This is a genomic window from Streptomyces sp. NBRC 110035 (genome assembly GCF_000829695.1).
Taxonomy (GTDB): Bacteria; Actinomycetota; Actinomycetes; order Streptomycetales; family Streptomycetaceae; genus Streptomyces.
On record NZ_BBNN01000022.1, the window covers coordinates 173,156 to 196,728 of the forward strand.

General features: G+C 73.3%; 19 protein-coding genes and 1 pseudogene. 11 read left to right on the plus strand and 9 right to left on the minus strand.

The genetic code is table 11. From position 1 onward, the window contains the following. Positions 1 to 123: 123 nt before the first annotated feature. Both TU30_RS12630 and TU30_RS12635 read right to left on the minus strand, forming a co-directional pair. Complete coding sequence (locus tag TU30_RS12630) at positions 124 to 969, minus strand: anti-sigma factor domain-containing protein (RefSeq protein WP_042168686.1); 846 nt, start codon at positions 967 to 969, stop codon at positions 124 to 126. Continuing rightward, a complete protein-coding gene (locus tag TU30_RS12635; protein ID WP_042168688.1) occupies positions 966 to 1,511 on the minus strand; it encodes a sigma-70 family RNA polymerase sigma factor in 546 nt (181 codons plus the stop codon). The genes TU30_RS12630 and TU30_RS12635 overlap by 4 nt, the downstream gene beginning before the upstream one ends. A 241-nt stretch (positions 1,512 to 1,752) precedes the next feature. Between TU30_RS12635 and TU30_RS12640 the strand changes: the two genes are divergently transcribed. The 4 genes from TU30_RS12640 (at position 1,753) to TU30_RS12655 (ending at position 8,645) form a co-directional block, all read left to right on the plus strand. Next, on the plus strand, positions 1,753 to 3,285 hold the full coding sequence (locus TU30_RS12640; RefSeq protein ID WP_042168690.1) for a DUF4331 domain-containing protein: 1,533 nt from the start codon (positions 1,753 to 1,755) through the stop codon (positions 3,283 to 3,285). Between the two features lie 210 nt (positions 3,286 to 3,495). Continuing rightward, positions 3,496 to 5,286: a lipopolysaccharide assembly protein LapB gene (locus tag TU30_RS12645; protein WP_078878247.1), complete on the plus strand. Its 1,791-nt coding sequence runs from the start codon at positions 3,496 to 3,498 to the stop codon at positions 5,284 to 5,286. Beyond that, a complete protein-coding gene (locus TU30_RS12650) occupies positions 5,283 to 6,923 on the plus strand; it encodes a sulfite exporter TauE/SafE family protein (protein WP_042168692.1) in 1,641 nt (546 codons plus the stop codon). Before TU30_RS12645 ends, TU30_RS12650 begins: the two co-directional genes overlap by 4 nt. 51 nt (positions 6,924 to 6,974) lie before the next feature. Beyond that, positions 6,975 to 8,645 carry a serine/threonine-protein kinase gene (locus tag TU30_RS12655; protein ID WP_042168695.1) on the plus strand — a complete coding sequence of 557 codons (1,671 nt, stop codon included), beginning with the start codon at positions 6,975 to 6,977 and terminating at the stop codon, positions 8,643 to 8,645. Between the two features lie 72 nt (positions 8,646 to 8,717). Here the strand turns inward: TU30_RS12655 and TU30_RS12660 are convergent, their stop codons facing one another. Next, positions 8,718 to 9,524 (minus strand): SGNH/GDSL hydrolase family protein, encoded by an 807-nt coding sequence (locus TU30_RS12660; RefSeq protein WP_042168699.1) that lies wholly within the window; start codon positions 9,522 to 9,524, stop codon positions 8,718 to 8,720. A gap of 768 nt (positions 9,525 to 10,292) precedes the next feature. Between TU30_RS12660 and TU30_RS12665 the strand changes: the two genes are divergently transcribed. The 4 genes from TU30_RS12665 to TU30_RS12680 all read left to right on the plus strand — a co-directional run bounded on the left by TU30_RS12665 (position 10,293) and on the right by TU30_RS12680 (position 14,191). Continuing rightward, entirely contained in the window at positions 10,293 to 11,114 is an 822-nt protein-coding gene (locus TU30_RS12665; RefSeq protein WP_042168701.1) for a glycosyltransferase family 2 protein, read from the plus strand. Positions 11,115 to 11,188: 74 nt separating this feature from the next. Next, positions 11,189 to 12,205: a glycosyltransferase family 2 protein gene (locus TU30_RS12670; RefSeq protein ID WP_176726156.1), complete on the plus strand. Its 1,017-nt coding sequence runs from the start codon at positions 11,189 to 11,191 to the stop codon at positions 12,203 to 12,205. Then, positions 12,198 to 12,998 carry a polysaccharide deacetylase family protein gene (locus tag TU30_RS12675; protein WP_234307844.1) on the plus strand — a complete coding sequence of 267 codons (801 nt, stop codon included), beginning with the start codon at positions 12,198 to 12,200 and terminating at the stop codon, positions 12,996 to 12,998. Before TU30_RS12670 ends, TU30_RS12675 begins: the two co-directional genes overlap by 8 nt. A 95-nt stretch (positions 12,999 to 13,093) precedes the next feature. Next, on the plus strand, positions 13,094 to 14,191 hold the full coding sequence (locus tag TU30_RS12680; RefSeq protein ID WP_042168703.1) for a DUF5925 domain-containing protein: 1,098 nt from the start codon (positions 13,094 to 13,096) through the stop codon (positions 14,189 to 14,191). Between the two features lie 281 nt (positions 14,192 to 14,472). Here TU30_RS12680 and TU30_RS12685 read toward each other — a convergent pair whose 3' ends face one another. Next, positions 14,473 to 14,841: a GntR family transcriptional regulator gene (locus TU30_RS12685; RefSeq protein ID WP_042168705.1), complete on the minus strand. Its 369-nt coding sequence runs from the start codon at positions 14,839 to 14,841 to the stop codon at positions 14,473 to 14,475. A gap of 82 nt (positions 14,842 to 14,923) precedes the next feature. Here TU30_RS12685 and TU30_RS12690 point away from each other — a divergent pair, with 82 nt between their 5' ends. Continuing rightward, complete coding sequence (locus tag TU30_RS12690) at positions 14,924 to 15,868, plus strand: GNAT family N-acetyltransferase (protein ID WP_042168709.1); 945 nt, start codon at positions 14,924 to 14,926, stop codon at positions 15,866 to 15,868. Further along, positions 15,849 to 16,349, plus strand: a complete 501-nt coding sequence (locus TU30_RS12695; RefSeq protein ID WP_042168853.1) for a DUF402 domain-containing protein — start codon at positions 15,849 to 15,851, stop codon at positions 16,347 to 16,349. The genes TU30_RS12690 and TU30_RS12695 overlap by 20 nt, the downstream gene beginning before the upstream one ends. A 16-nt stretch (positions 16,350 to 16,365) precedes the next feature. On the opposite strand, the pseudogene TU30_RS33975 reads toward TU30_RS12695, so the two are convergent. Beyond that, positions 16,366 to 16,527 (minus strand): annotated as a pseudogene (locus TU30_RS33975) (SAM-dependent methyltransferase); the annotation flags it as partial. A gap of 221 nt (positions 16,528 to 16,748) precedes the next feature. Here TU30_RS33975 and TU30_RS12700 point away from each other — a divergent pair. Continuing rightward, positions 16,749 to 17,849 (plus strand): lytic polysaccharide monooxygenase, encoded by a 1,101-nt coding sequence (locus tag TU30_RS12700; protein ID WP_042168710.1) that lies wholly within the window; start codon positions 16,749 to 16,751, stop codon positions 17,847 to 17,849. Positions 17,850 to 17,931: 82 nt separating this feature from the next. Here the strand turns inward: TU30_RS12700 and TU30_RS12705 are convergent, their stop codons facing one another. The 4 genes from TU30_RS12705 to TU30_RS37135 all read right to left on the minus strand — a co-directional run bounded on the left by TU30_RS12705 (position 17,932) and on the right by TU30_RS37135 (position 23,512). Beyond that, on the minus strand, positions 17,932 to 18,795 hold the full coding sequence (locus TU30_RS12705) for a triacylglycerol lipase (protein ID WP_042168712.1): 864 nt from the start codon (positions 18,793 to 18,795) through the stop codon (positions 17,932 to 17,934). A gap of 353 nt (positions 18,796 to 19,148) precedes the next feature. Next, on the minus strand, positions 19,149 to 20,195 hold the full coding sequence (locus TU30_RS12710) for a S1 family peptidase (protein WP_042168715.1): 1,047 nt from the start codon (positions 20,193 to 20,195) through the stop codon (positions 19,149 to 19,151). Positions 20,196 to 20,973: 778 nt separating this feature from the next. Then, on the minus strand, positions 20,974 to 21,879 hold the full coding sequence (locus TU30_RS12715; protein WP_042168717.1) for a S1 family peptidase: 906 nt from the start codon (positions 21,877 to 21,879) through the stop codon (positions 20,974 to 20,976). 367 nt (positions 21,880 to 22,246) lie between these two features. Continuing rightward, complete coding sequence (locus TU30_RS37135) at positions 22,247 to 23,512, minus strand: DUF5685 family protein (protein ID WP_042168719.1); 1,266 nt, start codon at positions 23,510 to 23,512, stop codon at positions 22,247 to 22,249. Positions 23,513 to 23,573: the final 61 nt, after the last annotated feature.

Here is a 23,573-nt window from a genome sequence, read left to right on the forward strand (position 1 = left end):
CTCCCCACCCGTACGAGTCCGCCCGGCCCCGGGCAGAGTAACCCTATCGTCCCGTCCGGGCACTCGCGTATCCCGGCCGCAGGATTCACCTTCCCCGTAAGGAGGTTGACGAACACACGACGGTTACTCTCCGAATCCAACCGTTTTCAGGGCGAGTTGAACAATCGGCTGCGTGGTGGGCTGCGGCGACCCTCCGTCCGGCTCGACGGTTACGGCCAGTGACGTCGCCGAGGCGTCGAGGCCGGAGGCGACGAGGGGTACGTCGCCCTCGAAGAGCCCGAGGGAACGCGGTTGTGCGCCGGGGCGCATGAGCCAGAGCTGACGCACACGTCCGTTCGGCGGGTTGCCGTATCCGCCGAGGGTGACGACGGCGCTCCGCTCCGATACGGAAGCGATCACTCCGATCGTGCCGCCCCGTGCGTCGCGGCCGCTGCCGGCAAGGGCGTCGGGAGCGGCGAGAACGTGGGCGACCTCACGTGCCCGGTCCCGTTCGGCGGTCAGTTGGTCCTGGGTCCGGTTCGCCTGGACGGCGAACAGCGCGGCGACGACGAGGGCAGCGGCGGCGGTGGCCGTCGCGAAGGGCACGAACAACGGCATCCGGTGCCGCCTGCCGCTCTGCGGCACGGACCGGGTCCCCCGTACGCGGGGCGGGAGTTGCGGCGCACGCGAGTGCGACCGCTCCTGGGATCCGGAGACGGCGGCGGGGGCGGGGTCCTGCGGGGTGGTCCGTACGGCGGCCATGACCCGGTCGCGCAGGGCGGGGGGCGCGGGGGCGGCCGTGGACCAGGCGAGGCGGACGGCGTCCTCGGCGAGGACGCGTACCTCGGCGGCGCAGCGCCGGCAGGTCGACAGGTGCCTTTCGAAGCGGACGCGTTCGGCGGGCTCGAGTGCGTCGAGCGCGTAGGGGGCGGCCAGCGAGTGGAGATCTCCGCGGTTCCCGCGGCCGAGCAGCCGGTCCAGGAAGCTCATGCGGCACCTCCCAGGCAGTCGCGCAGTCGGGTCAGGCCGTCGCGCATGCGTGTCTTGACCGTGCCGAGTGGCAGGGAGAGCCGTTCGGCGACCTCGCGGTAGGTGTAGCCGTCGTAGTAGGCGAGGGTGACCGACTGCCGCTGCAGCGCGGTGAGCCGGTCCAGGCAGCGGCGTACCCACTCGCGTTCGAGGCCTGCCTCGACCTCCTCCGCGACCTGGTCGAACGCGGGCCCGCTGCCGCGCCGGGCGGCTTCGCGCTGCTCGCGCTCGCCGGCCGCGCGGGCGCTGCGCACCCGGTCGACGGCCCGGCGGTGGGCGAGGGTGAGCACCCAGGACAGCGCGCTGCCCCGGCCCGGGTCGAACCGGGCGGCGGAGCGCCAGAGTTCGAGCAGCACCTCCTGCACCACCTCCTCCGACTGGGCGGGGTCGCGCACCACCCTTCGTACCAGCCCGTAGACCGGCCCGGACACCAGTCCGTACAGCGCCTCGAATGCCTTCTGGTCGCCCCCTGCCACCCGCACCAGAAGCTCGTCCGCCTCCAACGCGCACCCCCCTCTCCCGGCCCTTTCGGGCCACCCGTTCGCACGAGGCCCGCGCAGTGAGCGCGCCTCCGGAGGGGAGATACGGATCGGCGGACCGAAAACGCGGGTCGAACGGCGAGAAATGCCGGAGACGTTCAGGCGCGGCGGACCCGTGGAAAAGTTTTCGCCCCTCGACCAATCCGGTCCGGGGCCGGCTCCGAATCCCGGTGCGTCAGGCAAGTTGGCACTGAGGACGGACGGCATGACACCTAACTCCAGGACCGGCGCGGGACGCAGGAGCCTCGCGACCCTGATCTGCGGCGCGCTGGCCGCCGGTGGGCTCGCCGCCGCCGGCACGGCAGCGCTGGAACCGGGGGCGGCCTCCGCCTCCAGCCACCGGGAGGCCCCGCTGATCTCGGGCACCCCGCAGTACGACAACACCGACCTGTACGCGTTCGTCAGCCCCGACAAGCCGGACACGACGACGATCATCGCGAACTGGATACCGTTCGAGGAGCCGGCCGGCGGACCGAACTTCTTCACGTTCGCCGAGGACGCGCAGTACGACCTCCACATCGACACCAACGGCGACGCGCAGGGCGAGCTGCTGTTCCGCTACACCTTCCGGACGCATACGAAGAACGAGGAGACGTTCCTCTACAACACGGGCCCGGTCACCAGCCTGGACGACCCGGACCTCAACATCACACAGACCTACGACATCGAGCTGCTCAAGCTGAAGGACCAGCACCTGGTGTCCCGTACGAAGATCGCGGACGACGTCCCGGTGGCACCGTCGAACGTCGGCAAGGCATCCATGCCGGACTACGACACGCTCCGCAAGCAGGCCGTGCACGAACTGGCGGGCGGCGCCACGACGTTCGCCGGGCAGGCCGACGACCCGTTCTTCCTGGACCTGCGCGTCTTCGACCTGCTGTACGGCGGGAACCTCTCCGAGGTCGGCAACGACACCCTCAAGGGGTACAACGTCAACTCACTGGCCCTCCAGGTGCCCACGGACATGATCACCGAGTCGGCGGACCAGCCGGTCGTCGGCATCTGGTCCACGACCCGGCGCAAGAACGCCAAGGGGCAGTTCACCCAGGTGTCGCGGCTGGGCAATCCGCTGGTGAACGAGGTCGTCAACCCGCTGCGGGACAAGGACACGTTCAACGCGTCCGCGCCGCAGGACGACGCGCAGTTCCTCGAGAACGTCACCCACCCCGAGTTGCCGAAGCTCATCGAGGCGATCTACCAGATCGAGGCGCCCGCCGAGCCGCGCGACGACCTCGTCGACGTCTTCCTCAAGGGCGTCGAAGGGCTCAACCAGCCGCCGCACGTGACGCCGTCGGAGATGCTGCGACTCAACACCTCGGTCAAGCCGGCGGCCGAACCGAAGCGGCTCGGTGTGCTGGACGGCGACAACGCGGGCTTCCCCAACGGGCGCCGGCTGACGGACGACGTGATCGACGCGGCGCTCCAGGTCGTCGAGGGCGAGCTGGTCGGCGCGGAGAACGACCTCGGTGACGCGGTCGACGCCAACGACAAGGAGTTCGGCGCCTCGTTCCCGTACCTGGCCAACCCGACGGAGGGGTCGCGCGGCCCGCTCGCCGAGGGTGTGGACAGCGGCAACGACGTACGCAACCAGCTCGGTGACGCGCTGCGGCCGGCCGGGGCCGAGGGCTCCGACGACACCACCCTGATCGCCGCGTCCGCGGGTGCGGGAGCCTTCGGGATCCTGCTGATCGGCGGGGCCCTGATGTGGTGGCGCAGGATGCGCGGCCGGGCGTACTGAACCCACCGCGCCCGCCGGGGCGGGGCGGGGCAAAGCGGGGCCGAGGCCTTTGGCCCCCGCCCCCTCCCCACCGGCAGGCGGGCCTTTCGGCCCGTCCCAGTGACAGGCGCGGCCCGTCCCCTCCGTCCCCCACGGCACGGGCCGCGCCGCCGATTTCCCGCACCGAGTGAGCAAGCGGCCAAGCGGGCCAGCGAGCAACCGAGGAGAGGCATGCCTCCGCGTACGAACGACCACGCCCCGGAGAGCGGCCGGGACCCCGGGCCGACCAGGCTCACCGGACTCACCGGACTCACCGGACTCACCGGACTCACCGGACTCACCGGACTCACCGGGGCCACGGAGCCCACCGCCCCGCCGGATGCCGGACCCGCTCGACCGGGCACCGGGGGCGAGTCCGACACCTCACCCGAGAACCAGGCCGACACCGAGGCCGGGGCCAAAGCCGAAGCCGACACCGAAGCCGACACCGAAGCCTGGGCCGAGGCCGACACCAGGGCCAGGGCCAGGGCCGAGGCCGACACCGACACCAGGGCCGACACCGACACCAGGGCCGGGGCCGACACCGGGGCCGGGGTCGACACCGGGGCAGCAGAACCCGCCGTCCGAACCTTCTCACCCGGCGTGCGAGTGGCTGCCCTGCGCCGGTTCTCCGCCGTTGCGCGCCGCTCACGCGGTGCGCATCTCACGGTGTGCGCGGCGTTGTTGGCGGTCGCGATGACCGCCGGAGCGGTCGCCGTCGGCAGCGGCCGGGACGGAGCGCGGGCCGGTGCCGATGCCGCTCCCGCGGCCGGGACGCTCGCGGCCGGTGTGCTCGCCGGAGGCGACCTGGACGCGGGGATCCGGGCCCTGCAGTCCCACCTCCGTTCCCAGCCCAGGGACTTCGCCGGATGGGCAGGCCTGGGGCTCGCCTACGTCGAGCAGGCGCGGACCAAGGGGGACCCGTCGCGCTATCCGCAAGCCGATCGGGCGTTCGACCGCTCTCTCGGGCTCGAACCCGGCAACGAGCCGGCCCTGGCCGGCCGTGCCGCCCTCGCCGCGGCCCGCCACGACTTCTCCGGCGCCCTGGAATACGCCGACCGGGCCCTGCGGCAGAACCCCTACAGCGAGCGGGCCCTGTCCTCCCGTATCGACGCCCTCGTGGAGCTCGGCCGGTACGACGAGGCTTCCGACGCCGCCGACACCGCCGACAGCCGGCGGCCGGGGCTGCCCGTCTTCACGCGGTACGCGTACGTACGGGAGTTGCGCGGGGACGTGCGGACCGCGCGCGAGGTGCTGGAGCGGGCCCTGAACGGTGCGTCCGCGCCCACCGATGTGGCGTACGTGGCAACCGCTCTCGGCCAACTGGCCTGGAACCAGGGCGACTACGAGACCGCGCTCACCCACTTCGCCCGTGCCCTCGCCGCCGACGAGGAGTACCTCCCGGCGCTGGAGGGCCGGGCCCGTGCCCAGGCCGCGAGCGGTGACCGCGCGGGGGCGATCGGGACGCTGGAGCGGGTCGTCGCCCGCTCCCCGCTGCCCGGCCCGCTGGTCGCCCTCGGCGAGCTGTACGAGGCCCGGGGCGCCGACGGCGACCGTACGAAGGCTGCCGACCAGTACGCCCTCGTCGACGCCCAGGCCTCCCTCGCCCGCGCCGGCGGGGTCAACGCCGACCTGGACACCGCGCTCGCCGCCGCCGACCACGGCGACCCCGAAGCGGCCCTGCGGGCGGCCCGCGCCGAATGGGCCCGCCGGCACAGCGTGCACACCGCGGACGCCCTCGCCTGGGCCCTGCACCGCAGCGGGCGCTCCGAGGAGGCACTCCCCTACGCACTCCGGGCGACGGCCACCGGCTACCGCAACGCCGCCTTCCTCCACCACCGCGGCATGATCGAACGCGCCACCGGTCACGACGCCGACGCCCGCCGGTCCCTCACGGCCGCCCTGGAACTGAACCCCGGGTTCTCCCCCCTCGGCGCGCGTGCAGCCCGTGCCGCCCTCGAGGACCTGGAGGCGGCCCGGTGAACCTCCGCCGTTCCTCCGCCGGCGGCACCGGCCGCCGTCTCGCCACCGGTGCCGCCGTCCTCGCCGCCGCCTGCGCGCTCACGCTGCTCCCGGCGGCCGCGGCGAGCGCGCACCCGCTCGGCAACTTCACCGTCAACCGGTACGACGGTCTGGTCGCCGCGCCGGGCGAACTCCGCGTCCACCATGTCGAGGACCTCGCCGAGATCCCGGCCACCCAGGCGAAGCCGGACGTCGAGGCGCTGGGCACGGCCGGGTGGGCACGCCGACGGTGCGCCGACGCCGCCCGCGGCAGCGAGGTCCGTGTGGACGGGCGCGAGGTCCCGGTCACCGTGCGGAGCAGCCGCGCCCGTGTACGTCCCGGTCAGGCCGGGCTCGACACGCTGCGCGTGGAGTGCGGGCTGACCGCTCCGCTGCCCGAGGGCAAGGCGGTGAACGTCTCCTTCCGCGGGGCCGGGGCGTCCTCGGGGCCCGGCTGGCGGGAGGTCACCGCCCGCGGTGACCGGATGACGCTGGCCGCGTCGGACGTGCCCGAGACATCACTCTCACGTGAACTGACCCGTTATCCCCAGGAGTTGCTGTCCTCCCCTGCGGACACGGCGGCCGCGTCCCTTCGGGTGCGTACCGGCGGGCCGCCCCTGGCGGGTGAGGGGGAGGAGACCGAAGCGCCCGCCGCCTCCGTGCTGCCCCGCGGCGCGGACCGGTGGACGCGCGCCCTCGACGACCTCGTCGCCCGGCACGACCTCACGGCGGGCTTCGCGGCGCTCGCGCTGTTGATCGCGGTGGTCCTGGGCGCGATGCACGCCCTCGCGCCGGGTCACGGCAAGACGCTCATGGCCGCGACGGCGGCGGCCCGGGGCGGCAGGGCCCGGCTACGGGACGTCCTGCCGATGGCCGCCTCGGTGACGGTCACCCACACCCTCGGCGTGGTGGCGCTCGGCCTGCTGGTCACGGCCGGTTCGGCCGCCACGCCCTCGGTCGTCGCCTGGCTCGGCGTCGCGAGCGGCGCCCTGGTCACCCTGGCGGGCGCGAGCCTCCTCCGCCGGGCCCTGCGCAACCGGAAGGCCGCGCAGGGCCACTCGCATCGCCACGGACACGGGCATGACCACAGTCACGACCACACGCACGAGCACGACCACACGCACGGCCATGACCACGGACACGGGCGCACCCACCCGGACGGCGCCCACGACCACCCCGGTCACGCACACCCCCACGCTCACCTCCACCCGGCCGAGCACACCCACACCGTCGAGCACACCCATGGCGGTCGCACGCACACCCACGCCGTCGCCCCCACCCTGCGCGGCACGATCCTGCTCGGTCTCGCCGGCGGGCTGGTGCCCAGCCCGTCCGCGGTGGTCGTGCTGGTGGGCGCCGCTGCGCTCGGCCAGGCCTGGTTCGGGCTGCTGCTCGTCGTCGCGTACGGCGTCGGGCTGGCTCTCACCCTCACCGCCGCCGGGTACGCCGTGGTGAAGGCGGGCAGCGGTGTGAACCGGCTCCTGGCCCGGCGCCCGCGCTGGACCGCACGCCCGGTGGTCTCGCTGATGCGCCGGAGCGCGCCCCTGGGGTCGGCGTTCGTCGTCGTGGCTCTGGGGGCCGGACTGGTGTTCAGGGGGGCGGCATCCGCACTCGGCTGAGCTACGTTCATGAGGAAACGGAGAATTCGCCCGGATGCGATGGGGGGCGCCATGTCCGAGGAACCGGGCAGTGAGCGGGTGATCGCGGGCCGGTACCGGCTGCTGTCACCGCTGGGCGAGGGCGGCATGGGGGCCGTGTGGCGGGCCCGTGACGAGCTGCTGCACCGCGAGGTCGCCGTCAAGGAGGTCCGTGCCCCGGCCGGACTGCCGGCGTCCGACGTGGAGCGGATGTACGCCCGGCTGGAGCGGGAGGCGTGGGCGGCGGCCCGGATCGCCGATCGCAACGTGGTGACGGTGTACGACGTGGCGACCGAGGACGGGCGCCCGTGGATCGTCATGGAGCTGGTCCGCGGCCTGTCCCTGGCCGAGGTGCTGGACGCCGGGGGTCCGTTGGACCCCCGGCGGGCCGCCCACATCGGCGCGGAGGTGCTCACCGCGCTGCGCGCCGCGCACGGCGCCGGGGTGCTGCACCGGGATGTGAAGCCCGCCAACGTGCTGGTCGCGAACGACGGGCGGATCGTCCTCACCGACTTCGGGATCGCCACGGTCGAAGGCAGTTCCGCGCTGACCATGACCGGCGAGGTGATCGGATCACCCGAGTTCCTCGCCCCGGAGCGGGCACTGGGCCGCACCCCCGGCCCCGAGTCCGACCTGTGGTCGCTCGGCGTACTGCTGTACGCGGCGGTGGAGGGCAGCTCTCCGTTCCGTCAGGACACCCCGCTGAGCACGCTGCGCGCCATCGTCGACGAGGAGTTGCCGCCCCCGCGCCGGGCGGGGCCGCTGGCCCCGGTCATCGAGGGCCTGCTGCGCAAGGACCCGGCCGAGCGGCTGTCGGCGGTGCGGGCGCAGCAGGACCTGCGGCTCCTCGGCGCGGGAGGCGCACCGGGCGCCGGTACGACGACCGCCGGTACGACGGGACCGGCCCCGTACGCCCCCACCGTGACGGCCCGCGCGCACCCGCACCCGTCCGGGGCCCCCACGTCCCGGCCTGCCGCGGCGGCCCCGGCCCCGTTCCCACCCCCGTCCGCCGGGAGCACCGCGGTCGCCCGTCCCGGGCGCGGTCGCCGGGCCGCCGTCGTCCTGGTCGCGGGCGTGGCCGTACTGGCCCTGGCGCTGACCGGTCTGACGTACACGCTGCTGAACCTCGGGGACGGCGCGGACGGCCGTGCGGGCGGGGCGGGTTCGTCCGCGCGGACCGGCGACGGCGGCGGGTCCGGGAGCGACGACGGGAGCGGGCGGACCGGCGGATCCGCCCCGGCGACCCCCGAGTACGACGGCGAGGACGGCGACGGAGAGGACGGCGACGGAGAGGAGAGCCCCCCGCCGCGGCAGTCGGTGCGGGTGACCGTGGAGGGTACGCACACGGAGTACTCGGGTGCCTGTCCCCCGCCGCGCGAGGGGACGCCCTCCTTCACGGCGACGTTCACCGTGGGGCGGCTGCCCGCGGAGGTGTCCTACCGCTGGGTGGGCGAGGACGAGTCGGTGGCCGATCCGGGGTGGCGGACGCTGTCGTTCCCGGAGGGCGGCGGGCGTACGAAGCAGGACACGGTGACCGTGACGACGTACCTGGAGTCCGGGACGTTCGAGAACAGCATCGGGGTGGAGGTGCGGGAGCCCGTGCACACGGCGTCGGACTCGGTGCCGTTCTCGGTGACGTGTGAGACGGAGGCCCCGCCGGACGGGGCCTCCTCCTCTCCTGCCGGTTCGGCGGCCGCTCCCTGAGGGAGGAGGTGCGCGGCCTTGGGGTGACGTGGACCTGAGGAAGCGGCCCCGGGGAGCACGGCTCCCCGGGGATCAGGCCGCGCTGTCGAAGGCCGGGAGGTAACCGCCGGACTGGCCGGCCGCCTTCGGGTGGTAGGACTCGCCGATGTTGGCCCAGTTCACGCTGTGCAGCCAGGAGTTGCCGGAGCAGATCTCGTGGCCGGTGAAGGGGGTGCGCACGTCGGCGAAGGTGAAGCCGTGGGCGTTGGCGCGCTGGGCGGTGACGCTGTTGAGGAGGTCGGCCGCGTCGTTGACGGCCGCCCGCTTGGCTTCGGAGAGGCCGATGCAGGTGGTGCCGAGCCGGTAGAAGCGGGGGTAGCCGAGGACGACGACCTCGGCGTTCTGGGCCCGGGTGCGGATGGCCGAGTAGACATTGTCGAGCTTGCCGGGGAGCGTCGAGGTGGCGTACGAGCGGGCGGTGTTGATCCGGGAGAGACAGGTGCTCTCCGACTGGAGCACACAGGTCGTCATGACGTCGGCGAAGCCCGCGTCGTTGCCGCCGACGCTGATCGAGACGAGACCGGTGCCGGCGCTGAGCGGGCCGAGCTGCGACGCCAGAACTTCATCCGTTCGGGCGCCCGAGCAGGCGGTGAAGTCGAAGGACGAGGGTGAGTTGGCGGCGTTCCAGAGGTACGGATAGGCCTTCGTGCTGCGCTTGCAGTCTCCGCTGGAGCTGATGTAGCTGCCTGCGCCGACCCCGGAGGAGTAGGAGTCGCCGAGCGCCACATAGCCGTCTGCGGCGGCCTGTTGGGACGCGTGCGCCGTGGCTGCCCCGGTGAGGGTGGTAGCGACGGCGAGGAGGACGGAACCGAGAAGGACGGAAAGCCGGGAACGTCTCATGGAACCTCCTTTAGCAGGATCTCTGCCGCACCCTTCATAGCGACTACGCGCGTTGACTGGAAGTGTCCATGCCAAAAACGTCGCCCCCTCCCCAGGAACCCCGCAATTCGTCCACAGGAAAACCACCGTACGACCACCACGGGGCCACCATCCGGCCTTCACCGGGCCATTGACGAACCGTCACGGGAGCAGCGCCGGGCCGCCGCCGGCCACCGGAACATCTGTTCAATCCCGGACGAATTCAGGCCTTGGGGCCGTTCGGCCCTTGACGCCCACAACGGGCTGCGCCAGATTGAAGCCCGGCATCCGACGCTTCAGGGGGCAAAGTCGGCCATGCAGACCATCCGCACCGGCACGCCGCTTCGCGTGAGCCACCACGGCCGGAACCGCACGTAACACTCAAACCGACAAAACGTGGGGCCCGGCTCGAGGCCTTGCCATCCGGGCTCAATCGTCAATACCGTCATACATCGCAATACATCTCACCCGCGTCGATCCGTCAGCAAGCGGCTCCAGGGGAGGGCTCAGGGCCGCGACGCACCGGCGCGGGGCGCGGTAGGGGGGTGCCGTGCTCGGTGACCGCAATGGGGACCGGGCCGGGCCGCGCGGTCGGCCGGCGTGTGCCGCGGTCGGCCAGTTTTGCCAGCTCACCCGGCGTGCACGGAGCTCTTGTCGCGTCGTGCGCGGGTGAGAACCCCCCTTTCGAACCGGACGAACAGCCGGGCTGCCCAGGGGCGGGCGGCCCACCGGACGAGAGGGATCAGACTCATGAGTTCCGTTCTGCAGCCGGCGACCGAGGACCAGAACCCGCCGGCCACCGGAAAGTACCGGCCCGTCTCCTCGCACCTGGCCATCGCACCACCGGTGAGCGTGGTGATACCCGCCATGAACGAGGCCGAGAACCTGCCGTACGTCTTCAAGACGCTTCCCGACTGGATCCACGAAGTCGTCCTGGTCGACGGCAACTCCACCGACGACACCGTCGAAGTGGCCCGCGAGCTCTGGCCGGACGTCAAGGTCGTCGAACAGCGCGGCAAGGGCAAGGGGGACGCCCTGAACACCGGGTTCCAGGCCTGCACCGGCGACATCATCGTGATGGTCGACGCGGACGGCTCGGCGGACGGCAACGAGATCGTGTCGTACGTCTCCGCCCTCGTCTCGGGCGCGGACTTCGCCAAGGGGTCCCGCTTCGCCAACGGCGGCGGCACCGACGACATGACCTTCATCCGCAAGCTCGGCAACCGGGTCCTGTGCGGGGTCGTCAACCGCAAGTTCGGCGCCCGCTACACCGATCTCTGCTACGGCTACAACGCGTTCTGGCGGCACTGCCTGAACAAGATCGACCTCGACTGCACCGGCTTCGAGGTCGAGACCCTGATGAACATCCGGGTCGTCAAGGCCGGGCTGAGAGTGCAGGAGATCCCCAGCCACGAGTACCTGCGCATCCACGGCGCGAGCAATCTGCGGGCCGTGCGGGACGGGTTCCGCGTCCTCGGGGTGATCCTCCAGGAGCGCTCCAACCGACGTGCGCTGCGCCGCCGCCCGCACCGCTCCCCGCTGCTCGACACGGTCCGGGGGAAGGTGTCTTGAGCGAGCCCGGCATCACGGGTGCTCCGGGCGGGCCGGGCGGGCCCGACGCGTCCGGCCCGCCCGGCGTCTCGGTCGTGATCTGCGCCTACACCGAGGACCGCTGGGAGGACGTCCTCGCGGCGGTCGCCTCGGTGCGGGCGCAGTCCCGGCCGGCCCTGGAGACCCTGCTGGTCGTGGACCACAACCAGGTTCTGCTGGACCGGCTGGCCGAGGAGTACCAGGAGACCGAGGACGTGCGGGTGCTCGCCAACGCGGGCCCCCGCGGCCTGTCCGCGGGACGCAACACCGGCATCGCCGCCTCGCGCGGCGGGATCGTCGCGTTCCTCGACGACGACGCCGTGGCCGAACGCGACTGGCTCGGGCACTTCGCCGAGGCGTACGCCGATCCGCGCGTGATGGCGGTCGGCGGGCGCACCGAACCCCTCTGGGCGTCGGGGCGGCGCCCCGGCTGGTTCCCCGAGGAGTTCGACTGGGTGGTGGGCTGCACCTACCGGGGACTGCCGCCCGGACGCGTGCGGGTACGCAACGTCCTCGGCGGCAACGCCTCCTTCCGGCGCACCGCCTTCGACGCGGCGGGCGGCTTCGCCACCGGGATCGGGCGGGACGGGAACAAGCGCCCGCTGGGCGGGGAGGAGACGGAACTGTGCATCCGCCTCAGTCGCGCCCGGCCCGACGCGGTCCTGCTGATCGACGACCGCGCGGTGATCCACCACCGGGTGCCCGAGACCCGCGAGCGCTTCCGCTACTTCCGCACCCGCACCTACGCCGAGGGCCTGTCCAAGGCGCTGGTGGCGCGCAGCGTGGGCGCCGGGAAGGGGCTGGAGTCGGAACGCCGGTACACCACACGGGTGCTGCCCGCCGGGGTGGTGCGGGGGCTGCGGGACGCCCTGCTGGCCCGGCCGGGCGGGGCGGGGCGCGCGGGCGCGATCGTCGCCGGGGTGCTCACGGCGGCGGGCGGATACGCGGTGGGGAGTGTGCGGGCGCGGCGGGGCGGGGTCACGTTCTCCGTGGTCGACGTGTCGGACCCGGAAGGCGGGGCGCACGGCGGGGAGGACCGGCCGGACGGGGAGCCAGGGGGTGTCCGTGGCTGACGAACGGGTGCCGATCCTCATGTACCACTCGGTGGCCGACGCCCCCAGCGACGCCACCCGTGCGCTGTCCGTGTCCCCGCGGGCGTTCGCCGGACAGATGGCGGTGATCGCCGCGCGGGGCCTCACCCCCGTCGGCACGGCCGAACTGGCCGCCCGCTGGCGCACCGGGCGGCCGCTGCCCGCGCGGCCGGTCCTCATCACGTTCGACGACGGCTACGAGGGCGTGCACCGGCACGCCCTGCCGGCCCTCGCCGAGCACGGCTTCCCCGCCACGCTGTTCGTCTCCACGGGATGGCTCCGGGGGCCCCACGACACCGGCGGCGGCCCGGACGCCATGCTCGACTGGGAGCAGGTCCGCGAACTGGCCGCCGCGGGCGTGGAGATCGGCGGCCACAGCCACAGCCACCCGCAGCTCGACCAGCTCGACGACCGGCGGCTGCGCTCCGAGCTGATCCTGTGCAAGGAGATCGTCTCGGACCAGCTGGGCCGCGCTCCCACGTCGTTCGCCTATCCCTACGGCTACTCCAGCCGCCGGGTGCGGGAGGCGGTGCGGGAGACGGGGTACGCGCAGGCACTCGCCGTCGGCAACGGGCTCGCCCGCCGCGTGCAGGGGCCGTACGCGCTGCGGCGCGTGACCGTGCGCCGGTCGACGGACGCCGCCGAGTTCGAGCGGCTGGTGGACGGCCGCGACCTGGCGCGCGTCTTCGCCCGGGACCGGGCCCTGACCAAGGGGTACGCGGTGCTCCGGCGGGCACGGCACGCGCGGCGGGCGGCGGCGCGCGTCCTGCGGTGACCCGGGCACACGGTGCGCTTCACGTACGGCGCGCGTCCCGCGCGCCTCGGGGAAACCGGGTGCGCGGGGGCGTCCGCGTGCCCGATCATGGCGGTATGCCAGCGAACCCGCACGACGCACTGCCGATCCGGCTCAACGTCGACGACAGCGACTCCCCGTCCGACGTCGTCGACGCGCTGTTCCTCGGCCGCTTCGCGACGGGCGAGCAGCCGTTCTCGCACGCGGCGAGCATCGACCGCGTGCGCTCCGGCGCGACCCTGCTGCCGAAGGGCGCCGAGGTGCTGCGGACCGCCCGGGACGACGACCGCAGCGCCACCCTGGCCCAGGGCGACGGCTGGACGCTGCTGGTCTCCCGCTGGAACCGGGGCGCCGACGTCACCGTCACCGCGACCACCGCCGAACTCGCGGCGAAGATCCTCGACGAGGCCACGGACGGCGCTGCGGACGAAACGGAACCGCAGCCGGAGAACGTCACCATGGGCTTCTGGTACGTGTCCCCCCGTCGCGGCCCGCACCGCACCACCCGGCAGATCTCCGCGGGCACCTGGGACGAGATCCGGTCCAACTACACCGCGCCGGTGGCGGACGCCATGGACGGTCTGATGAAGACCGGGCCCGAGGACATCGCGGGCCGGCTGCTCCTGCTGCACGGCCCGCCGGGCACCGGGAAGACGTCCGCGCTGCGCACGCTGGCCCGCTCCTGGCAGGACTGGTGCCGGGTGGACTGCGTCCTGGACCCGGAGCGGCTCTTCTCCGACGTCGGCTATCTGATGGACATCGCGATCGGCGAGGAGGACACGACGACGGGCAAGGGGCGCTGGCGGCTGCTGCTGCTGGAGGACTGCGACGAGCTGATCCGCGGCGAGGCCAAGCACACCGCGGGGCAGGCCCTGTCCCGGCTGCTGAACCTCACCGACGGCCTGCTCGGCCAGGGCCGCAACGTACTGGTGGGCGTCACCACCAACGAGGACCTGGAGCGCCTCCACCCGGCCGTGGTCCGCCCCGGCCGCTGTCTCGCCCGGATCGAGGTGGGGCCGCTGACCCGGGCCGAGGCGGTGGACTGGCTGGGCCACGAGGACGGCGTCGGCCGCGAGGGCGCCACCCTGGCCGAGCTGTACGCCCTGCGCAGGGGCACCTCCCCGACGGCACTGCCGCAACCACGGAAGGACGCGGAGGCGGGGCTGTACTTGTAAGCACGAGGGCACGGGGCCGGTGCTCCGGAACCGGGCCGGCCTGCTCCCGCACGACGGCCCGCGGCTGGGGCCTGTGGCGGAAGGGGCGTCGTCGCCCGGAGGGCGGCCGCGCGGCGTCCTGGGGGTCCCCTGCTCGAGCGAAGCCGGGAGCTCGGGGGAGCGTGCTCGGGGCGTGCCGCCCGGAAGCCCTCGCACCGGGCGGGCGCACCCGGGCTTCCGGGAGGTGCGGCGGGAGCGCGTGCCGGGCGTCGCGCGGCAGACGCCTCTTCCGTCCCAAGGCCCTACGCCTCGTACGCCGCCCGCAGCGCGTCCCGGGCGGCGGCCAGGGCCGCGTCCTCGTCCAGCCCGAGCCGTCGTGCCCGCTCCGCGTACGCCCGGGCCGCCACCGCGACCTCACGCTCCGCGGCCGAGCCCGCGGCGGCGACGAACGTGCCGTTGCGGCCGCGGGTCTCGATCACGCCGTCCGCCTCCAGCGCGCGGTAGGCCTTGGCCACCGTGTTCGCGGCGAGGCCGAGGGACTGGGCCAGGCCCCGTACCGTCGGCAGCCGGTGGCCCACCGGCAGCACCCCCGACCGGGCCTGCTCGGAGATCTGCACCCGCACCTGCTCGTACGGCGGCGCGCTGTCGTCGATATGGATCTTCAGGGTCACGGCCCGATTGTCCCGCACCCGGCGAGGAACGAGCGGAAAATGAGAGGCTGCCCCGGCACGTCTCCCCGTAGCGTGCGCGTCCATGACTGTGACCGTCCGCGATCTGCGCCCCGAAGCCCGAGCCGACCTCGAGGGCTTCGCCCGCGTCCGGCACGCCGCGCTGCCGTTCGTCCTCCTGACCCCGGAGTCCCTCGCCCACGACCTCACCCGTCTGCACCCCGACGCCCGCTGCCGTCCCCTCGTCGCCGTGGCCGACGGCGAGGTGATCGGCACGGCGCAGGTGCACCTGACCCACGAGAGCTCCGAGCCGGGCCAGGGCAACATCAACGTGTACGTGCATCCCGGGCACACGCGCCGGGGCGCCGGGACGGCGCTCGTGCGCGCCGCCGAGAAGCACCTGACCGCGCACGGGGCGACCAGGCTGTTCGCCCGGGTGCTGGACGAACCCGGCAACCGCGCCTTCGCCGAACGGCACGCCTACCGGGCGAGCCGCACCGCTCACTTCCTCCGTCTGGACCTGGCGAACGGCACCCTCCCCCCGCTCCAGGACCCGCCACCCGGCGTCGAGCTGCGCACGGGCTCGGACTTCGCCGACGACCCGCACCCGCTGTTCGCGCTGGACGCGGAAACCAGCGCGGACGAACCGAGCGATGTGGACACGGAGTTCACCGACTACGAGGCCTGGCTGGAGGGGACCTGGCTGGAGGAGACCTGGCGGCACCCGCTGTTCAGCCCCGAGCTGACCTCGGTGACGGTGCTGGACGGCCGGCCCGCCGCCTTCTCCGCGGCCCGCACGGACGGCGGCACCCGGTACGGCACGGCCATGACCGGCACCGCCAGGGCCCACCGCGGCCGGGGTCTGGCCAAGCTCGCCAAGAACGACTCCCTGCACCGCGCCCGCGCCGCCGGGTGCACGGAGGCGTTCACGGGCAACGACACCGGGAACGAGCCGATGATCGCGATCAACCGGTGGTTCGGCTACGAGGTCTGTGGCACGGAGGTGCGGTATGTCCGTGAACTCGGCTGACCGCCCGGTCCTCCTGGACGTCGTCCTCGTCAAGGGGGGGCGCACGAAGACCGCCTACCCGGCCGAACTGCTCGCCGACGACGGCACCCGCGTCACCGTGCGCGCCCCCTGGGCGGGCGACGGCGTGCGGGACTTCGGCTTCGTCCGCTTCGAGCCCGGCGACGTCTTCACCGAGTACTACTGGCGGGACCGGTGGTACGCGGTGAAGGAGGTGCGCACCGCCACAGGCACCCTCAAGGGCCACTACTGCGACATCACCCGTCCGGCCGAGCTCTCCGGCAACCGGCTGGTGGTCGAGGACCTCGACCTGGACCTGTGGGTCCCGGCGGACGGCACGGACGTACGGCGGCTGGACGAGGACGAGTTCGAGGCGAGCGGCCTCGCCTCGACGGATCCCGGGGCCGCTGCCGCCGCGGTGGCCGCCCTCGACGAACTGGACGCCCTGGCCCGCGGGGGCGGACTGGGCACGCTGCTCGCGTGAGGGGGCCGGGTCCGGGTCAGTCGTCCGTCGCCACGACCACCGCGTAGCGCCCGTCGTCCACCTCCCGGCCCCACAGCGCCACGTCGTCCGACAGCCGCTCCGCACTCACCCGCCCGCCGAGCGGGGCCAGGAGGGCGGTGAGCCGGTCCGCCGGTGTCCCGACCGGGCTCACCGTCCCCCGCCTCCCGCACGTCCCTGCCGCCCACCCCCACAACTCCTCGGCCGGGGCCGCTCACGGGTGGCAACCTGATCCCAGCCTGAGCACCCCCTTAACGGGGCCATAAGGATCAGCGCGAGCGGCCTTCGGCAGGCGATTTCCGGGATTCCTGGCGCTAGTTTCTGAGCCACCCCCCACAGGATCCCCCCGAGCCCGTTGATCGTCCGAGGAGTTGCTGCCCCATGCCCGCACGCCGCAAGGCCGCTGTCGCCGCCGTCGGTATCGTCCCGCTCGCCCTGACCGGACTGTCCGCCTCGCCGGCGGCCGCGCACGGTTCGATGGGTGACCCGGTCAGCAGGGTCGCGCAGTGCTTCGCCGAGGGTCCGGAGAGCCCGAAGTCGGCGGCGTGCCGGGCGGCGGTCGCGGCCGGCGGCACCCAGGCGCTCTACGACTGGAACGGCGTACGCATCGGCGACGCGGGCGGACGTCACGAGGAGCTGATCCCCGACGGCACGCTGTGCAGCGCGAACAACGAGGCGTTCAAGGGGCTCGACCTGGCCCGCGCCGACTGGCCCGCGACCTCGGTGAGCAGCGGCTCGTACACCTTCAAGTACCGGGTGACCGCCCCGCACAAGGGTGACTTCAAGGTGTACATCACCAAGCCCGGCTACGACCCGGCGGAGCCGCTGGGCTGGGGCGACCTGGATCTGGCGAACCCGGTGGCTTCGTCCACCGACCCGGCCGCGGCCGGCGGTTTCTACACGTTCTCCGGCGCCCTCCCCGAGCGGTCGGGCAAGCACCTGCTGTACGCGGTGTGGCAGCGCTCGGACAGCCCGGAGGCGTTCTACTCCTGCTCGGACGTCTCGTTCGGCGGAGGGCAAGGAGACGCGAACGGGGGCGCCGACGACAGCGGAAGCGGGTCCGGCGCCGGTGACACGCCCACCGGTGACACGCCCAAGGGCGAGGCCGCCCCGGCGCCGGTCGCCTCCGCGCCCTCCGAGGAGCAGATCGACGACGGCACCGACAGGTCGACCGTCGAGAACCACGGTCACGGGGACGACGACCCGCACACCACCGCACAGCCTGCCCCGGCCGGCGCGGACACCGCCGGCGGGAAGACGGGCGACGGCGCGGACGCGGACGCGGACGGCGCCGACGGTGCCCCCGAGGCCGCCGTCAACCAGCCCAAGGCGGCCGGCGCTTCGGGGAACCTCGCGGAGACCGGCGGCGACGGGGCCGCCCCGTACCTGATGGTCGGCGGGGCCGCCGCCCTGGCGCTCGGTTCGGCGGCGCTGTTCGCCTCCACCCGGCGGCGCGCGGTGAGCGGGCGGCACGGCCGCTGACCTCACGTCGACCGCGACCCGGGGCCTGTCCGGCGGCTCAGGCCGGACAGGCCCCGACACACGTACGGGCCGGTTGCACGTGTCAGCTGAACGCCGAGGCGCAGGTGGTGGGGCGGGCACGGGCCGGGTCGAGGGCGTTGGCGACCTCGTGGAAGGCGATCCGGTCGATCAGCCCGATCGCCACGTGCTCGGACAGGTCGACCGGACACAGGTCCTGGAGCAGCACGTTGCGCACGTTCGGCCCGCTCAGGTACTGGCTGCGGTAGGGGGTGACCACCTGGTCGTACCGGGTGGCGATGACGGTGTAGCGGACGCCGGGCACGGTGTCCCCGCCCGCGTTGAGCCTGGTGAGGAAGTCCGAGCCGGCGACCTGCTGGGCGAGGGCGGGGGTGGCCTCGGTCAGGAGGTCCCCGACGCCGGGGAAGTACGGCAGCAGGTCGGTGAAGCCGGCGAGGGTGGTGCCGTGGTTGCTGGGGGCGATCCCGACGAGGGCGTTCACCTCGTCGGCACCCCCGAGGAACTTGAGGTAGTGGCGGGGCATCATGCCGCCCTGCGAGTGCCCGACGATGTCGGCCTTCGTCGCTCCGGTCGCGGCGAGCACCTTGCCGACGAAGGCGTCGAGCTGTTGCGCGGACTCTTCGATGGGGCCGAGGCCGTGGAAGAAGGGGACGCCGTCGAGCTGCCCGTAGTCGAGGGAGAAGACGCAGTAGTCACGGTGGGTCAGGTAGGGCGCGAGGCCCAGCCAGTTGTCGACGGAGTTCCCGAAGGTGCCGTGGACCAGGACGACGGGGCGGGGATGGTCTGCGGACGGCTTGCAGGAGTAGTCGTTCCAGCCCGAGCTGGGCGCACCCGCGGCGTGGGCACCGGTGGCGGTGGGGACAGCGAGGGCCGCGGCGGCCAGCAGGAGCGCGGCCAGGGGTCTGACCACTCGTTTCCAGGGCAGCATCGTGTGATCTCCTTGCACGTCAAGGGGAGGATGCGAGGACCTTGCGCCCTGTGACCCGGATCACGAGGCTGTTGTTCATCCGTCAAGTTACGGACGAGTAGCCCCAGAGGGAAGTTACGCGTCGGTAAAAACTTCCGGCGGTGCCCGGCGGGACGCCGATGACACCTGGTACGGCGTCACCGGACATCGGGAGCCGTCGCGTCGAGGGCGACGTCCCGCCTCGCGGGCGAGCCGCGCCGCCGGAACCCGTCCGCCGGCGCGGCTCGCCCCGAAGGGACGCGCCCAGGGGGCACACGCGGACGTCCCGCCCCTCGCGTGGAGGGACGGGACGTCGGTGGAGTGCCGCGGGTGGATCAGCCGATCCGGGTACCGGTCGCCGAGAGCGCCTCCGTCACCGGCTGGAAGAAGGTCGTACCGCCCGAGGTGCAGTCGCCGCTGCCGCCGGAGGTGAGACCGACCGCGCTGCTGCCCGAGAAGAGCGAGCCGCCGCTGTCGCCGGGCTCGGCGCAGACGTCGGTCTGGATCAGGCCGTTGACGATGTCGCCGCTGCCGTAGTTCACGGTGGCGTCCAGGCCCGTGACCGTGCCGGAGTGCACCTGGGTCGTGGAACCGCTGCGGGTGACCTCCATGCCGACGGTGGCCTCGGCGGCGCCGGAGATCGCCTGCACGGAACCGTCGTAGAGGTTCACCTCGCTCGGGTGGTCCACGTCGGCGGTGTACTTGACCAGGCCGTAGTCGTCGCCCGGGAAACTGGACGCCTCGTTCTCACCGATCACGGTGCCGGAGGAGTCCGACCAGGTGGTGGCGCCCTCGGTGCAGTGCCCCGCGGTGAGGAAGTACGGCTCGCCGCCCTTGGTCACGTTGAAGCCGAGCGAACAGCGTCCGCCGTTCCCCGTGATGGTGTCGCCGCCTGCGGCATACGGAGTGAACTCGCTCTTGGTGCGCTGGAGTTCGGCCTTGTCACCGAGCCCGGCGACGACCTTCGTCAGCCTGGCCCACTGGGCGCCGGAGACCGTGCGGTCCGCGGTGACGACGACCTTGTTGGCGGTCGGGTCGGTCACCCAGGAGGTACCCGGGATCGTCGCGTCCCGCTTGAGGGTGGTGCGCGCGCCCTTCAGCTCGGCGAGGGAGTTCGCCACGACTCCCGCCCCGGCCCCGGCCTCCTCGACGGTGCCGGCGGCCGCCTCGTCGAGCACGTTCACCACAAGGCTCCTGCTCTTCGCGTCGTAGTACGCCCCCGCCGCGTCGGCACCGAGGCCCTCGGCGAGCGTCGAGGCGAGGTTTCCGGCCGCCGCGACGGAAAGGGGCCGGGGCACGGAGACCTCCGGAGACTCGCTGGCGTTCGCAGTCTGGAAGGTGACTCCGGCGGCGACCAGTGCGGCAACGCCCGCACCCGTCATCGCTGCACGCCGCCCGGGTATGCGTCGGTGCTTCAACTCGCGTCCTCCTGTGGGGGGGGCCGGCCCGGGAGGTTGTGGGGACCCCACGGGCCGGAAGACATACGGCCACGGGCGCGGCATACAGAAAAAGCCGAGTCCAGGGCCGTTGAACGCCGTCCACTATTCCGAGGCCCGCGGGGAGCACACAAGGTCGACTTCAGGACGCGTGCACGGCAACGAGCCCGCGCCCTCCATGTCCTGACAGATCGTGGACACGCAGGACAGTTCGCGCTGCAAACACTACGGGCGAGTAACCGGTGGGCCGATCCGGGAGATCCAGCCGTGTCTTGAAATCGCCCTTGCGGGGTCCGGATTCGGACATGACGCGGCGGGCGGAAAGTGCCCCTGCACCGATTCCAGTACCGGCCGCGGGGCCTCCCGGCACTCCCTCGGCTGCCGCCGCGGCGGCGACTGCCGCTGCGGCTCCGCCGGTGCCGGCGGCCGGGCCCGCTCCAGGAAGCACAGCAGTTCCACCGGGAAGGGCGGCACCGGCGTGGTCTTCTCCTCGGCCACGACCGCCCGCAACACCCGCGGCTGCGGTGCGGGGGGCGTGTCCGCCATCTGCCGGGCCGCTTCGGCGGGCCTCCTGGACGCCTGGAGTTCGGCGTCGTCGGCGGCGGCGAAAGGGCGAGCCCCCGCACGCTGGTTGCGTGCGGGGGCTCGTCGCGTGTCGGCCACTGCGAGGTCCTGCGCCGCGGGACCGGTGGTACCGGCCGGTCCCGGCCGGCGGACGTCCGGCCTAGTAGACGCTGACTCCGTAGGCGCTCAGGGCCTCCGTCACCGGCTGGAAGAAGGTCGTGCCGCCGGAGGAGCAGTTGCCGCTGCCGCCGGAGGTCAGACCGTACGCGGTGCCGTTGCTGCCGTAGAGCGAGCCGCCGGAGTCGCCGGGCTCGGCGCAGACCGTGGTCTGGATGAGACCGGAGACGATTTGGCCGCTGCCGTAGTTCACGGTCGCGTTGAGGGCGGTGACCCGGCCGCTGCGCGTACCCGTGGTGGACCCGTCGCGGATGACGGTGGTGCCCACGCTCGGGGTGGCCGCACCCGTGATGTCCACGCCGTTCGCGGTGCCGGGGCGGCTGACGGACCCGGTGTACCGGACGATGCCGTAGTCGTTGCCCGGGAAGCTGGAGGCGGCGGTCGTGCCGAGCACCGTGGTACGGCTGGAGTTGCCGTACCAGGTGCCTGCGCCGGCGGTGCAGTGACCGGCCGTCAGGAAGTACTCGACGCCGCTGCTGCTGCGGACGTTGAAGCCGAGGGAGCAGCGTCCGCTGTTCGAGTAGATGGCGTCGCCACCCTGGATGAGCTTGGTGAACTTTCCGGGCGTGCGCTTGATCTGCAGCGCGCCGGCGTCGGCGCCGGCCTCCTGCTTGATCTGCGCGATCTCGGCCGCGGACACCGTGCTGTCGACGGTGACGACAACCCGGTTGGTCTTGCTGTCGACGGCCCAGGCGGTGCCCGGGACGTCGGCTTCCAGCACCGAACCGCTGACGCTCTTGAGCTCGGCGGAGCTGAAGGTGGTGGGAGCCTCGGACGCGTTCGCGCTGGGGATCGCGATCGCGGCGGCGGCCACGAGACCGGTGGAGACGGCGATCAGCCGGGTACGTCTCGACATACCGCTGCGGGGGGTGGTGCGCTTGATCCTCACTTCTCGTTCCTCCATGAAGGAAGTAGGGGGCCCTCGTGGGGTTGGGGCCCGTGAGGCGCAGTCAGGGGAGCGGTCACCCGGATTCCGAATATGCCGTGCCCCTGACAAGCGCTGGGGGTGAGTATTCGGTCCAAGGCCCGGTCGACGCAAGAGTGCCTTTCGGTCGTCGCCCTGCGCACCGCCCGTACGGCACGCCCCTCGGCACCCTCGCTTCACCAGCCGATACCTCTGCGCCGCAACCGGTCGCCCGCACCCCTGGGATGTCCGGAAGTAACCCCTCCGAATACTCGTGCCCACGAGTCTCCGAACAGGCACCGAAGGCCTCGGCAACCGCCGGACGGCATGCCGGGCCCCTTGTGTCCCGGGCTCAGCAGTCGCACCCGCAGCCGCCGTCCTCGCCACAGCAGCTGCAGCACTCGCAACAGCTGCAGCAGTCGCAGCACCCGCTGCAGTCGTAGGAGGAGCAGGCCTCCTTGCGCTCGCCGGTCCAGGGGTCCTCATAGGTCCCGCAGCACAACTGGCACGTGCAGAACAGCCCCGCCCACACCGCGCACCCGGCGATCAGCCCGCGCCGGCGCGGCGGCCCGGGCGGCACCGGGCCGCCGGGACCGCCCGGGACTCCGGGGGTGCCGGGGGTGCCGGGGGTGCCGGGGGTGCCGGGGGTGCCAGGGGTGCCGGGGGTGCCGGGGGTGCCGGGGGTGCCGGGGGTGCCGGGGGTTGCGTAGGGATGAGAACCGTGGGCACAAGAAACGGTGTTGAAGGCACGGTCTACGGAGTGGGGCAGTTCATGGACGAGCAACTGGTGAGCCAGTCCGCCGTCGGTGCTGTGCCCTCCCGGGGACGCCCCGGCCCCCCAGTCCACCTCGCGCAGCGCGAGCCGGATGCCACGCACGGCGTCGTCGGCGAGCCGGCGCGCCTCGGCGAGCGGGGTGCCGGTGGCGGTGAGGGGGTTCCACGCACCCGACGCGGCGTCGGCCTCCCGGTCCTCCACGGCGTCCAGGAGATGGGCGAGCCGGCCGAAGAGCCGCCCGGCCTCGGCGAGCGGCCCGGCGTTGCGCGGCCGCCCGGCGAGTACCGCGGTGTGCGCGAAGGCGGCCGCGGTGGCGGTCTCGGCCGGTTCGGTGACGGTGAGGATCGGGGTACCGAGGCCGGCGAGGGTCTCGATGCCGGTCTGCCGGTCGACGGCGTCGACCAGGACGGCCGTGTCGAACCCGACGTCCGAACCGGTCCGCGCCCCGGCCCGGTCCCAGCTCGCGGCGACGCGGCGCGCGGCGAGCGCCACCGGGCGGCGGGCCAGCAGCCCGTCCCGGTCGGCGACGTGGTCGCGCACCTTGGCGGAGGCCAGGACCAGCGAGACGGCCGCCGCGAGCCGCGCGCCCTCACCGTGCGCGACGGAGGCGGTCCGCATCCCGCGCAGCGGACACGGCCCCGCCGTGCGCCGTCCGGCACCGGCCCGTCCGGCCTGAGCCTCCGTCAGGACGGAGACGAGCAGCCCGTCGTAGTGGGTGACGACGCGCGCGAACTGTCCGTGGTCCCCGCGCAACGCCAGACACAGTCCGCACAGATGTGCCGTCCACTGGGCCGTGAGCCGTTCACCGAGCCGGTGCCGGCAGGGCCTGACGATTCCGAACATGACGTCCCCCCGTGGGCGATCCGATATGGAGCGGCGGCATCGTACCCAGGGGCGCGTTCAC